12 protein-coding genes and 12 tRNA genes are annotated in these 13,002 nt (G+C 54.6%); 1 reads left to right on the forward strand and 23 read right to left on the reverse strand.

Annotated features, from left to right (window positions below; translation table 11 throughout):
* Positions 1-391: 391 nt before the first annotated feature.
* On the forward strand, positions 392-1,705 hold the full coding sequence (locus tag I6L47_RS10465; RefSeq protein ID WP_216949286.1) for a sodium-dependent transporter: 1,314 nt from the start codon (positions 392-394) through the stop codon (positions 1,703-1,705).
* Positions 1,706-2,010: 305 nt separating this feature from the next.
* Here I6L47_RS10465 and I6L47_RS10470 read toward each other — a convergent pair.
* From I6L47_RS10470 to I6L47_RS10580, 23 genes are all read right to left on the reverse strand, one after another.
* Positions 2,011-2,086 (reverse strand) — tRNA-Val (locus I6L47_RS10470).
* Positions 2,087-2,102: 16 nt separating this feature from the next.
* A tRNA-Lys gene (locus I6L47_RS10475) sits at positions 2,103-2,178 on the reverse strand.
* A gap of 35 nt (positions 2,179-2,213) precedes the next feature.
* A tRNA-Val gene (locus I6L47_RS10480) sits at positions 2,214-2,289 on the reverse strand.
* Between the two features lie 16 nt (positions 2,290-2,305).
* Positions 2,306-2,381: transfer RNA gene (locus I6L47_RS10485), tRNA-Lys, on the reverse strand.
* Positions 2,382-2,416: 35 nt separating this feature from the next.
* A tRNA-Val gene (locus tag I6L47_RS10490) sits at positions 2,417-2,492 on the reverse strand.
* A gap of 16 nt (positions 2,493-2,508) precedes the next feature.
* Positions 2,509-2,584, reverse strand: a tRNA-Lys gene (locus tag I6L47_RS10495).
* 36 nt (positions 2,585-2,620) lie between these two features.
* Positions 2,621-2,696 (reverse strand) — tRNA-Val (locus tag I6L47_RS10500).
* Positions 2,697-2,713: 17 nt separating this feature from the next.
* Positions 2,714-2,789: transfer RNA gene (locus I6L47_RS10505), tRNA-Lys, on the reverse strand.
* Positions 2,790-2,813: 24 nt separating this feature from the next.
* Positions 2,814-2,889, reverse strand: a tRNA-Val gene (locus tag I6L47_RS10510).
* A gap of 17 nt (positions 2,890-2,906) precedes the next feature.
* Positions 2,907-2,982, reverse strand: a tRNA-Lys gene (locus tag I6L47_RS10515).
* A 24-nt stretch (positions 2,983-3,006) separates the two neighbouring features.
* Positions 3,007-3,082 (reverse strand) — tRNA-Val (locus tag I6L47_RS10520).
* Between the two features lie 31 nt (positions 3,083-3,113).
* Positions 3,114-3,189 (reverse strand) — tRNA-Lys (locus I6L47_RS10525).
* A gap of 174 nt (positions 3,190-3,363) precedes the next feature.
* A complete protein-coding gene (ybgF, locus tag I6L47_RS10530) occupies positions 3,364-4,164 on the reverse strand; it encodes a tol-pal system protein YbgF (protein ID WP_201990065.1) in 801 nt (266 codons plus the stop codon).
* Positions 4,165-4,322: 158 nt separating this feature from the next.
* A complete protein-coding gene (gene pal / locus I6L47_RS10535; protein WP_005304908.1) occupies positions 4,323-4,847 on the reverse strand; it encodes a peptidoglycan-associated lipoprotein Pal in 525 nt (174 codons plus the stop codon).
* Positions 4,848-4,896: 49 nt separating this feature from the next.
* Entirely contained in the window at positions 4,897-6,222 is a 1,326-nt protein-coding gene (gene tolB / locus I6L47_RS10540; protein WP_005335728.1) for a Tol-Pal system beta propeller repeat protein TolB, read from the reverse strand.
* 95 nt (positions 6,223-6,317) lie between these two features.
* Entirely contained in the window at positions 6,318-7,451 is a 1,134-nt protein-coding gene (gene tolA / locus I6L47_RS10545) for a cell envelope integrity protein TolA (protein WP_013723471.1), read from the reverse strand.
* Positions 7,452-7,456: 5 nt separating this feature from the next.
* Entirely contained in the window at positions 7,457-7,903 is a 447-nt protein-coding gene (gene tolR, locus I6L47_RS10550; RefSeq protein WP_005354757.1) for a protein TolR, read from the reverse strand.
* Complete coding sequence (tolQ, locus tag I6L47_RS10555) at positions 7,903-8,592, reverse strand: protein TolQ (RefSeq protein WP_005335735.1); 690 nt, start codon at positions 8,590-8,592, stop codon at positions 7,903-7,905. The genes tolR and tolQ overlap by 1 nt, the downstream gene beginning before the upstream one ends.
* The gene (gene ybgC / locus I6L47_RS10560) at positions 8,582-8,989 is read right to left on the reverse strand and encodes a tol-pal system-associated acyl-CoA thioesterase (protein WP_005335737.1); all 408 of its coding nucleotides are present in this window, start codon (positions 8,987-8,989) and stop codon (positions 8,582-8,584) included. The genes tolQ and ybgC overlap by 11 nt, the downstream gene beginning before the upstream one ends.
* A 105-nt stretch (positions 8,990-9,094) precedes the next feature.
* Positions 9,095-9,406, reverse strand: a complete 312-nt coding sequence (locus I6L47_RS10565; RefSeq protein WP_041202810.1) for a cyd operon YbgE family protein — start codon at positions 9,404-9,406, stop codon at positions 9,095-9,097.
* Positions 9,393-9,509, reverse strand: coding sequence for a cytochrome bd-I oxidase subunit CydX (cydX, locus tag I6L47_RS10570; protein ID WP_005304933.1), 117 nt, complete (start codon positions 9,507-9,509; stop codon positions 9,393-9,395). Before cydX ends, I6L47_RS10565 begins: the two co-directional genes overlap by 14 nt.
* A gap of 14 nt (positions 9,510-9,523) precedes the next feature.
* Entirely contained in the window at positions 9,524-10,660 is a 1,137-nt protein-coding gene (cydB, locus tag I6L47_RS10575; protein WP_005362985.1) for a cytochrome d ubiquinol oxidase subunit II, read from the reverse strand.
* 11 nt (positions 10,661-10,671) lie between these two features.
* Positions 10,672-12,228 (reverse strand): cytochrome ubiquinol oxidase subunit I, encoded by a 1,557-nt coding sequence (locus tag I6L47_RS10580; protein WP_005335743.1) that lies wholly within the window; start codon positions 12,226-12,228, stop codon positions 10,672-10,674.
* Positions 12,229-13,002 lie beyond the last annotated feature (774 nt).

The raw sequence follows: 13,002 nt of genomic DNA on the forward strand, positions 1-13,002 counted from the left end.
AGCAGTCACTAGTTCCAGAAGAAGCTACGTCGATTATCGCCCAGTAAATAGCCGCAAGGTAGAAAAGATACGGCCCTGCGAGGTTCTCCCCCATTGAGCTGTACGTATAGCCAGAGTGGTGACAGCGGCACACATAAAAAATTTTGATTTTATGTGTCAATTATTCTTTCCATGGTTTAGGCTGTTTCCTCATTCATTAGTCAGGTTGTCACCTCATGTCTGCCATCCTCGTGCTGTTTGGTCGATTTTTTAGCTCGCAAGAGAGGTGACCTTGCACGCACAGTTTTTCTGAATGTTCATTGCAAAGGTCGCCTCAGGCGGCCTTTTTTATGGTCTGTCGTTTATTGCTACTCAGGAGTATTGCTTCGATGTCGTGTTACCCGGAGGTTGTATGAGCCAGGTTCAGTGGTCTTCCCGTCTCGGTCATGTACTGGCCGCAGCAGGCACAGCGATTGGCCTTGGTGCCATCTGGAAGTTTCCCTATGTGACCGCCACCAATGGCGGTGGCGCCTTTCTGCTGGTGTTTCTGCTGTTCAGCTTCACCCTGGGGGTAGCAGTACAGGTCGGCGAAACCCTGCTCGGCAGCCATAGCCAGCGCGGGGTGCTCGGCGCCTTTCGCAAACTGGTGGGGCCGAACTGGCGCTGGATGGGGTATATGGGGATCGCCTGCGGCTTCTTTATCTACAGCTTCTACAGCGTGGTCGGTGGCTGGACCGTGGGTTACGCCGCGCTGGCGATGGCTGGCAAGCTCAACCTGAGCGAGGGGAGCGCCCTCACCTCCCTGTTCAACGGCTATGTCAGCAACCCCTGGTGGCCGGTGCTGACCCATCTGATCTTCGCGGGCCTGACCTGGTGGTTCGTGCAGGGGGGGATTCAGAAAGGGGTGGAGCGGGCACTGCGCTGGATGATGCCCGCGCTCTTCATCATGATGCTGTTGCTGGTGGGGGTCGGTCTCTCCATGCCAGGCTCCATGGCGGGTGTGCGCCAGCTGCTACTGCCGGACTTCTCCATGCTGACCGGCCAGAGCGTGCTGGACGCGCTGGGGCTGGCCTTCTTCTCCCTCTCTATCGGGCTCGGGGTACATACTACCTATGGCGCCTACCTGCCCAATAGCGAAGGGGTGCTGCGCTCCGGGGTCTGGGTGGTCACACTGGCAAGCCTTATCTCGGTGCTGGCGGGCTTGATGATCTTCCCAGCGCTGGCCTCCACCGGCATCGATCCCACCGCAGGGCCAGGGCTCACCTTTATGACCATGCCCGCCGTTTTCAGCCATCTACCGTTCGGTCAGGGGCTGGGGGTGGTCTTCTTTCTGTTGCTGCTGGTGGCCGCGCTCTCCTCCTCTATCTCCATGCTGGAGCATTTGGTGCGCTTCACCACTGAGGAGCGGGGCTGGTCGCGTCGTGGCGCCTGCCGGGTACTGACCTTGCTTATCATGGCCTCCGGCATTCCGGTGAGCCTGTCGTTCGGCCCATGGAGCGATCTGACCCTGTTTGGCAAGACCATCTTCGAGCTGCTCGACTACCTCACCTCCAACCTGATGATGCCGCTGTTTGGTCTGGTACTGACCCTGCTGCTTGGCTGGCGCCTGGGTGATGCCATATTGCCTGCGGGCCTGTCACCCGCCCTGCGTCTGGCGCTGCTCTGGTGCTGGCGCGTGGTGGCGCCGCTGCTGATCAGCGGGATCCTGATCCGCGGGATCATGTAACACCTTGCGCATCCGTGCGGGCAGGCCTTGGCCTGCCCTTTTTATTGTTGGCATTTGCTTTAACAGGCGTTCATATAAGCAGCATCACGATGGACAGGAGTGAAGTCAGTGGCCGTCGAACAATCTCGGAAGAGCAGGATGAAGAAGGATCGGAGTGGCAGAGCGGCACAATAAGAGGTGGCGTTCGGCTCGCCACACCGGCAACAGAAGAAGTTGAAGTACTGAATTGCGGGCAAAAAAAATCCCCATCTGAGTGGGGACTTTCTCTGCAACTGAAGCTGATATCTCAGCTTCGCTTGCGAATATGGTGGTCGTTACTGGGATCGAACCAGTGACCCCCTCCTTGTAAGGGAGGTGCTCTCCCAGCTGAGCTAAACGACCTGGGATTCTGAAATGATGGTGGGTCGTGCTGGATTCGAACCAGCGACCAATTGATTAAAAGTCAACTGCTCTACCGACTGAGCTAACGACCCATCTAAATCATTTTTTAAACTTTTTACTGCAAATATGGTGGTCGTTACTGGGTTCGAACCAGTGACCCCCTCCTTGTAAGGGAGGTGCTCTCCCAGCTGAGCTAAACGACCTGGGATTCTGAAATGATGGTGGGTCGTGCTGGATTCGAACCAGCGACCAATTGATTAAAAGTCAACTGCTCTACCGACTGAGCTAACGACCCATCTAAATCATTTTTTAAACTTTTTACTGCAAATATGGTGGTCGTTACTGGGATCGAACCAGTGACCCCCTCCTTGTAAGGGAGGTGCTCTCCCAGCTGAGCTAAACGACCTGGGATTCTGAAATGATGGTGGGTCGTGCTGGATTCGAACCAGCGACCAATTGATTAAAAGTCAACTGCTCTACCGACTGAGCTAACGACCCATCTAAATCATTTTTTTAAACTTTTTACTGCAAATATGGTGGTCGTTACTGGGATCGAACCAGTGACCCCCTCCTTGTAAGGGAGGTGCTCTCCCAGCTGAGCTAAACGACCTGGGATTCTTGAAATGATGGTGGGTCGTGCTGGATTCGAACCAGCGACCAATTGATTAAAAGTCAACTGCTCTACCGACTGAGCTAACGACCCATCTAAATCATTTTTTCTACAAACTGGTGGTCGTTACTGGGATCGAACCAGTGACCCCCTCCTTGTAAGGGAGGTGCTCTCCCAGCTGAGCTAAACGACCTGGGATTCTTGAAATGATGGTGGGTCGTGCTGGATTCGAACCAGCGACCAATTGATTAAAAGTCAACTGCTCTACCGACTGAGCTAACGACCCATCTAAATCATTTTTTCTACAAACTGGTGGTCGTTACTGGGATCGAACCAGTGACCCCCTCCTTGTAAGGGAGGTGCTCTCCCAGCTGAGCTAAACGACCTGGGAATTCTGTCTCCACCGAGTGGAGAAAATGGTGGGTCGTGCTGGATTCGAACCAGCGACCAATTGATTAAAAGTCAACTGCTCTACCGACTGAGCTAACGACCCTCACCACGACCAGTTCCGACTGCATTACTGCTTCGGCTCTGACGGCGGCCTATATTACGGATTTAAATTTCCGGTGCAACAGAAAATTCGTAATTTAAATCCGTTTGCTCACTGTGCGTACAAATGCAGGCTGTTTTTACAGTAGCGTTACGAAAACAGTGACATACAGCAATGTTACAGCTTGGCCTGGCTCTGCTCGGCAAGCTTGGCTGACGTTGTGCCAGGATAGCCCTTGATCACCTGCTCATAGAAGGATTTGGCTTCCGCCTTCTTGCCATCCAGCTGCGCCAGCATACCCAGCTTCAGCAGCGCATCGGCTCGCTTGGGGGATTTGCTGTATTTGTTGGCCACGGTCGAGAACTGGGCCGAGGCACCGGCTCTGTCACCCTTGTTGAACAGCAACTGGCCGAGCCAGTAGTGTGCATTGGGAACATAGCCCGAATTGGGGTACTGCTTGATGAAGCCCTGGAAAGCCGGAATGGCTTTGTCATAGTTCTTCTCTTTGAGCACCATGTTGACAGCTGCGTCGTAAGCCTGATTCTCATCCTGATTGGTTGAGTAATTGGCGGCAGCAGCCGGTGTGGCAGCAGCAGGGGCCGGGGCGGCTGGAGCAGCTTGCTGGCTGCTGGCAACCTTGTCGAGCTCCTGGTAGAGCTGACGCTGGCGCTCTTGCGACTGTTCCATCTGGTAGGTCTGCTGCTCCAGCTGACCACGCAGCTCGGAGACCTCCCCTTGCAGGGAGTCGACCTGTTGCTGCAATTCAGCTTGCAGTCGCAGACGGGCATTGAGGGTGCGCTCCAGCAGGGCAACCCGATCTTCCAGGCTACCGGTGGGCACGATGGCGCCGTTGTTGCCACTAAGGACAACGCCACCACCCGAGTCTCCACCCAGATCGCTGACCGGTGCCGCAGCTTGCGCATTCAGAGCAACCATTACGGCCAGCGCAACGACAGCTTGCTTGTACACAGATTTCATTCGGATCAAACCTTAGCGTTTAGTACAGATAAAACGGCCAGCGCCATCGTCGCTCGCATATACAGATTTCATTCGGATCAAACCTTGGCGTTTAGTGCAAATAAAACGGCCATCGAAATGGCCGCTTGCATATAAACGAACTTCGTTCGGTTCAAACCTTAGTAAACCAAAACCGCGCGGCGGTTTTTGGCAAAGGCATCCTCGGTGTGGGACATGTCCAGCGGCTTCTCTTCGCCATAGCTGACGATGGAGAGCTGCTCGGCCTGCACACCCAGGGTTTGCAGATACTTGGCAACAGCCTTGGCACGACGCTCGCCCAGGGCGATGTTGTACTCCGGAGTACCGCGCTCATCGGCATGACCTTCGATCAGGACTTTAACGCTCGGGCGCTCGCGCAGGTAGCTGGCGTGGGCATCCAGCAGATCAGCGTACTGACCCTGGATATCGTAACCGTCGAACGGGAAGTAGATCACGTTGTCACGCTGCAGTGCTTCGAACTTCTGACGCATCTGCTCTTCCGGGGACAACATGCCGTTGGCGCCGCCGGTTTGTACACCGCCCATGCCGTCGGTCATACCTGATTCGGCGCCAGCGGCGTCGGAATCAGAAGAAGAACTACAAGCGGCCAGGGTGAACAGTGGCAGTGCGATGGCCAAACCCTTGAGCAGTTTATTGAGTTGCATGCTATTTCCTTAAACCTTTATAACAAAACAAAAAACAATTGGATTTTTATCAATTCAAGAAGGGCGACCAAGCTGGTGCACGAATTTCACCGCTACTGGTCGGAAGCACAGCCTTGAAGCGACCATCAGTCGACACCAACGCGAGACTCTTACGACCCTGATAGATGGTGGCATAAATGATCATGCTGCCATTGGGAGCCACACTTGGCGACTCATCCAGAGCGCTCTGGGTAAGGACCAACAGGGCATTGTTTTCCATGTCCTGACGGGCAATACGATACTGTCCCTGAACACGGGTCACCATCACCATGATTTTGCCATCAGGAGTGATGGATGCACCCTGGTTGGATTCACCTTCCCAAGTCATCCGGCGAGTCATACCAGTCGCCAAATTTACGCTATAAATCTGGGGTTTGCCACCACGTTCAGAGGTGAACAACAAATTTTGCCCATCCGGCATCCAGGAGGGTTCGGTGTCGATCACACGGCTGGTTGTGACGCGGGTCAGCTGCTTGCTAGCGACATCAACCACATAGAGGTTTGGTGAACCATCTTTGGAGAGAACGATAGCCAGACGACGACCATCCGGAGACCACTCCGGCGCCCCGTTGATACCGCGGAAACTGGTGATCAGGCTGCGCTGCTGGGTGTAGATATCCTGCACGTAGATTTCGGACTTCTGGTTCTCGAAGCTCACGTAAGCCAGCTTGCTGCCATCCGGCGACCAGGCCGGAGACATCAACGGCTCGCGGGAGCGCAGCAGGGTCTTCTCGTTGTAACCGTCGTAGTCAGAAATACGCAGCTGGTACGGGAACTGGGTACCCTGCTGGACGGAGACGTAAGCCAGACGGGTCAGGAAGGCACCGCGCTCGCCAGTCAGACGCTCATAGACGATGTCGGAGATACGGTGGGCAAACTGGCGCATCTGGGCACCCGGGATGGTCGCCATGCGGCTATCCAGGATGTAACCGTTGCTCTCGCCACCTTGTGCCTTGGCCAGCTGGCCTTTCAGCACATCGACCAGCTCGAAGTTGACCTTGTAGGTGCCGTCACCGACTGCCGAAATGGAACCCACCACCACGGCTTCAACCCCTTGGGAGGCCCAGGGAGCGAAGTTGATCTCGCTGCTGCTGCTCGGGGTTTGCGGCATCTGGCCACGGGCCAGCGGCTTGAACTTGCCGCTGCGCATCAGGTCGTTGGAGACCACTTCCGCGATGTCCTGCGGCAACTGCCCGTTACCTTCCCACTTGAAGGGGGCGACAGCGATGGGGCGTGCGCTATCAATACCGCCGGTGATGACGATGTCCAGGGCCGCCTGGGCACTCTGGCCCAGCAACAAACAGCCAACCAAAGCAAAAAATACTTTTCTGATCATGGCTTAAATACTCGGTTCCAATATAGATGAGAGGTTAAATTCCTTTCTCGGCGAGAGGTTGCCAACCGGAGGCAAGCAACCTCGTTTTATCACGCTTAGATACTCGGTTCTAACTTCAGGTTAAATTCCTTCAACATCTCGAATGCCGCAGGATCCTTGGGCACAGGCAGTTGATTGGCTTTCAGAACAGCCGCCTTACCGGAACGACAGACCGCCGGGTCACCCTGGCCGTTATCTACCGATATGACAAAGCCACTGCTCGCAAGACGTACGCCGATAGTACATGTTTTGCCCCGCATGGTGGGATCCAAAATCATATACCGCTCAACAGTGGCCTTGATGAGCGCCGCATATTTGTCGACTTCGCCCTGGGCTGCTGCCGATGCCGCCTGACTGCGAGCATTGGCCTCAGCCGACAGCTGCTGCTGCATCATCTCTTCCATCTCTTTTTGCAGCTTGGCCTGCTCGGCCGCTTTACGCTTGCGCTCAGCCGCGATCTTGGCCTGCTTTTCGGCCTCTGCCTTGGCTTTCTTCTCTGCGTCAGCTTTTGCCTTTTTCTCAGCCTCTTCCTTGGCCTTCTTCTCGGCCTCGGCTTTGGCTTTTTTCTCTGCTTCTGCCTTGGCTTTCTTCTCGGCTTCGGCTTTGGCCTTCTTGTCAGCTTCCGCTTTCTTGGCCTTGGCTTCTGCCGCCTTTGCCTTCTCTTCGGCCTCTTTCTTCTCTTGTTCCTTTTTCTTCTTCAGCGCCAACGCCTTGCTTTCGGCTTCCGCCGCTTTACGCTCGGCTTCGGCTTTCTTGGCCTTCTGTTCTTCCAGCTTGCGGGCTTCCTCGGCTTTTTGGGCCTTCTCTTCCGCCTGCTTCTGCTCGGCAACCTTCTTCTGCTTTTCGGCCTCGGCCTTGCGAGTCGCCTCTTCGGCCTGCTTGCGCTTGGTCTCGGCGATGCGAAGCTGCTCCTGTTTCTGAGCCAGCTCACGCTTGGCGAGATCCGTGTCTTCCTTATCCTTCTCTTTCTCTACCTTTTGAGGCTTGGGCTGAGATTTCTGCTGCTGGATCTGCTTGGCCTGTTCGTTGAGGAAGTTCTCATCGAGCATGACGGCATTGACGATCTGCCCCTTCGATTCGGGTCGTTTCGGTTTGCTGAAATCGAGCCCGACAAACAGGATGATGCCGATGATCAGGTGCAGCAGAAACGACGCGATGAGATAACCGGAAATACCACGCTTCACATCCATCTCCGTTAGTTCACCGGATCTGTCATCAGGCCAACCTGAGGCACACCCGCTTTCTTGAGGGCCACCATCAACAGGATCACCTCTTCGTAGCGCACGGCCTTGTCACCCGCGACCACCACGGGGGCATTCTGGTTGATCGCCAGATAGCCCATGGCTTTTTCGGTGATGTATTGCTGCATCGCCTCTGGCGTGCCACTTGGCACCGGCTCGTCATCGGCTTCGCCAGCCTTGATGACATACTCGCCTTCGGTATTGACGCTGACGATGAAGGGCGGCTTGGCATCTTCCGGCAACTGCTCGGACTCAGCCTGTGGCAGATCCACCTTGACCCCTTGCGTGATCACCGGCGTGACCGCCATAAAGATGATAAGCAGCACCAGCATGACGTCGATATAGGGAACCACGTTGATCTCGGCCACCTTCTTGCGCCGGATCCGCTGATAGGTTTGCATTACTGATCACCCTGCTGCTGTGCAATTTGACGGTTCAGAATGGTGGTGAACTCGTCCATGAAGTTGGCGTAGGCGTTCTCCAGCCGCTCGACCTTGTTGGAGAAGCGGTTGTAGAAGATAACCGCCGGGATAGCGGCAAACAGACCCATGGCGGTGGCGATCAGCGCTTCCGCGATACCCGGCGCCACCATCTGCAGGGTGGCCTGCTGCACCTGACCCAGGGCGATAAAGGCGTTCATGATCCCCCATACGGTACCAAACAGACCGATATAGGGGCTGATGGAACCGATGGTCGCCAGCACCGGCAGGTTGGATTCCAGGTCATCCACCGCGCGGGAGAGGGAGACGCGCATGGCGCGGTAGGTACCATCCATCACCGCATCCTGACCACGGGCACCGGCCTTGAGCAAGCGGGCATACTCCTTGAAGCCGGAGTAGAAGATATCTTCCATGCCTTCGATATCATCGCGGCGGGAAGAGGACTCCTGATAGAGGCGATTGAGATCGACCCCTGACCAGAAGCGATCTTCAAACTGTTCCGATGCGAGATTGGCCGCCTTGATCGCCTTTGAACGCTGGATAATCAGCGCCCACGAGACAATAGACATGCTCATCAGGGTCATCATGACCAGTTTTACCAACAGGCTGGCTTGCCAAAACAGGCCAATAAACGAAATTTCAGCGTGCACTTAACAGCACTCCCTTGATTTTTTCAGGTATAGCTACAGGTTTCATTTGCGGATGACTGACACAGGCTATCTGTACCATGGCCTGGGTGATCAGTCGTCCATCAGCCGCCAGGATCTGCTGCGAAAAACGCAGGGATGCGCGTTTCACTTCAATCACTTGCGTTAATACATTCAATAGTTCATTAAAACGGGCCGCCGAGCGGAAATCGATCTCAGTTCGGCTCACCACGAAGGCATATCCCTCCTGCAGCCAGACGTCCTGTTCGACCCCTTTGGCACGAAGAAACTCGGTGCGAGCACGTTCCATAAACTTGAGATAATTGGCGTTGTAGACGATGCCCCCGGCGTCGGTGTCTTCGTAGTAGACACGCACCGGAAACTCAAAGACTTCCCCCATAACAATCTGTGATCCATTCGACAGTCAGATGGGGGGCTATCATAGCGCAGGGCTGAATAGGAAAGAAGCAGGGGGAGACAGGGAAATCCTGCCTCCCCCCGTTTTTTATGAAAGGAAATATGAATGTGTCAGCCAGAGGCCATACAACAAACTGGGCCAGGCGAGCCAGGGGTTGAACAGCACACGTCCGGGCAGGCTTTTCAGATGAAAGCCAAGCCCGTTAAGTACGCCACAACAGACGGCCCACATCAGCCAGGGAGCAAGCCAGAGACCATGCTCGCTGGTGTTGGCCGCGATCAGATTGGGGGCCTGTAAAATAGCGACGGCCAACAAGGCCGCCGCGAGTAACATCAACCCCTGCCACGGCTGCCGCTCCAGTGGAGCGGCCAGCCTGGCGAGTCGATCACTTGTTTTCATCGATCTGACGATCCATGTTCTCGGTGTGTTCCAGCCACAGCGCATTGATGATGCCAAATGCACAGGCCAGCAACAGTCCCAGGATCCAGGTGAAATACCACATTGTCAGCGCACCTCTTAATAGAGAGATTGTTGGTTATCTTCGATGTGCTTGTTGGTTACCCGGCCAAACATCTTGATGTAAGTCCAGATGGTGTAACCCAGCACAATCGGTACGAAGATCGCTGCGGCCACAGTCATCACCTGCAAGGTGTTGAAAGAGGCGGTAGCATCCCACATGGTCAGGCTCAGTGACGGCTCAAGGCTTGAGGGCATCACGAACGGGAACATGGAGAAACCGGCAGTGAGGATGACCCCGGCAATCGCCAGCGAGGAGCTGGTAAACGCCAGCCAGCCGATGTTCATGCGGGCAAACAGCGCAGTCAGCAGGCTCATGGCCAGGCCCAGTACAGGGGCAGCCACCATCCACGGATAGAGGGTGTAGTTGTTCATCCAGGCACCAGCCTGCAGGACAACTTCCTTGTTCATCGGGTTGGATACCGCGTCAGTCGCGGCAGCCTTGACGATGACATACCCTTCCATACCGCTTACCCACCAACCCGCGGCAGCAAACAGCACCAGGGTCACCAGTGAGCAGATCATGGCGGCAGTGCGGGAACGCGCCAGCACTTCACCGTCGGTCTTCATCATCAACCAGGTTGCGCCCTGGGTGAGCAGCATGAACAGGCTCACCAGACCAGCCAGAATGCCGAACGGGTTAAGCAGGCCGAAGAAGTTGCCGTGATAGGTCAACATCATGAACTGGTTAAACTCGAACGGAACGCCTTGCAGCAGGTTGCCAAAGGCCACACCAAAGACGATGGGCGGTACGGCGCTACCTGCGAACAAGGCCCAATCCCAGTTGCTGCGCCATTTGGCATCAGCACGCAGGGAGCGGTACTTGAAACCGACCGGACGCAGGAACAGCGCCATCAAGGTCAGGATCATGGCGATGTAGAAGCCGGAGAAGGTCGCGGCATACACCATCGGCCAGGCGGCGAACAAGGCACCACCGGCAGTGACCAGCCAAACCTGGTTACCTTCCCAGTGCGGCCCCATGGTGTTGAGCATCACGCGGCGCTCGACATCTTTCTTGCCAACGAACGGGAGCAGTGCGCCTACCCCCATGTCGAAGCCGTCAGTGATGGCAAAACCGATCAGCAGCACGCCGACCAGAGCCCACCAGATGACACGCAGAGTTTCGTAATCAAACATGGTCGCTCTCCTTATGCCTTGATCTGTTCAAAGTGATACTTGCCAGTCTTCAGGCTGCTGGGGCCAAGACGGGCATACTTGAACATCAGGTACATCTCGATAACCAGAAGTACGGTATAGAACAGGCAGATACCGATCAGAGAGAACCAGATCTCGGCTGCAGGCAGGTTGGATGCAGAGAGGGAAGTCGGCAACACCTCTGCAATGGTCCACGGTTGGCGACCATATTCAGCAACAAACCAGCCAGCTTCGATGGCGATCCACGGCAGCGGGATACCCCACAGCAGACCCTTGAGCAGCCACTTGCGCTTGCCGATCTGGTGACGGGCACTGTCATAGAAGGCCATACCAATCAGCACCAGCATCAGCATGCCGACGGCAACCATGATGCGGAAGGCAAAGAACAGCGGCAGTACCTGCGGGATGGAGTCATCCACGGCGGCCTTAATCTGCTCGTCGGTAGCATCGGTCACGTTGCTGGTGTAGCGCTTGAGCAGCAGACCGTAGCCCAGATCCTGCTTCACTTCGTCGAAGCGAGCGCGGGTCTCGTCAGACTTGTCACCGGATTGCAGCTTGGTCAGCAGGTCGTAAGCGGTCATACCGTTACGAACGCGCAGTTCGTGCTCGCTCTTCAGATCCTTCAGACCGGTTACCTGACCGTCCAGAGAACGGGTCGCGATAATGCCCAGCGCATAGGGGATCTTGATGGCGTAGTCGGTACGCATCTCTTCCTGATTCGGAATACCGAACAGGGTAAAGGCGGCCGGAGCAGGTTCAGTCTCCCACTCAGCTTCGATAGCGGCCAGTTTCACCTTCTGCACTTCACCGGTCTCGTAACCGGATTCGTCACCGAGGATCAGCACGGACACGATGGAAGCCATACCGAACGCAGCGGCAATGGCGAAGGAGCGACGGGCAAACGCCACATCACGATTCTTCAGCAGGTAGTAGGAGGAGATACCCAGCACAAACATGGCGCCACAGGTATAACCAGCCGCCACCGTGTGGACGAACTTGACCTGAGCAACCGGGTTGAGCACCACGTCAGCGAAGCTCATCATCTCCATCCGCATGGATTCGAAGTTGAACTCGGCACCGACCGGGTTCTGCATCCAGCCGTTGGCGACCAGGATCCAGAGGGCGGAGAGGTTGGTACCCAGCGCCATCAACCAGGTGGCAGCCAGATGCTGATGCTTGCTCAGACGATCCCAACCAAAGAAGAACATACCGACGAAGGTGGACTCCAGGAAGAAGGCCATCAGCCCTTCGATAGCCAGCGGGGCCCCGAAGATATCGCCGACATAATGGGAGTAGTAAGCCCAGTTCGTCCCGAACTGGAACTCCATGGCCAGACCTGTGGTGACCCCCAAGGCAAAGTTGATACCAAACAACTTACCCCAGAATTTGGTCATGTCCCGGTAGATGGTGTTGTTGGTCATCACATAGACGGATTCCATGATCGCCAGGAGAAAGGCCATTCCCAGCGTCAGGGGTACAAACAAAAAGTGATAAAGGGCCGTCGCAGCGAACTGGAACCGCGATAGGTCTACCACATGCTCAGCAATCATGATGTTTCCTCACCGATTATTGGCACGGCTATTTTAAGTTTTAAGCACAAAGCTTCCGTTGGAGGTTATCGAATGAGCCTTATTGGGACGTGTCACAACAAAACGCGTTCAGTAACCACTGGCATTAACAACAAGGCAATACGAGAACACAAATAAAGCTAATGTTTAACAATTCCAAAACAATCAGCCTAAATTTATTCTCGCCCATGATGACCGGGTTTTTATATCACCTTTATTTGATTGAAATCAATGTAAAAGGACCCGCCATACATGGCTTTGAAAGGCATTTTTAATCTATTTCACGATTATTGACGCGAGCCAGATCACAAAACACGATAAAGCGTAAAACATTGATTTAAATCAATTTAAGAATTTAACATCCCGCCACTCGGTTTAATTTGAAAAACGTGAATGACGCGCCTTTTTCCATGTTATCCGAGTCAGGCAATCTGATTCGAAAACTCAATTTAAAATTGCAAAGAATGCATACTCATGCGAACCAATTTCATCAATAAAGACATTAGATAAACTAATTTGAAGAGTGCAATTTTTCTTGTTTGCCGGGGTCGATTCGAACTCCTACAATGCGCCTCGCAGTGAGGGCATACCCTTGGATACAGGCCGGTTAATCCGGGTTCACGGTACGTATTCGACGATCAATTTGAACCTGTCTATTGGAATCGAAGATGAAAAAGTTTGTTGCTAAAACCATCCGTTACTACAAGCTTTCCTTTGTTCAGCTCTATCAACTGAACCGACTCTGAGAGCTCGCGA

The organism is Aeromonas sp. FDAARGOS 1417 (assembly GCF_019046985.1).
GTDB classification, from domain to species: Bacteria; Pseudomonadota; Gammaproteobacteria; order Enterobacterales; family Aeromonadaceae; genus Aeromonas; species Aeromonas veronii.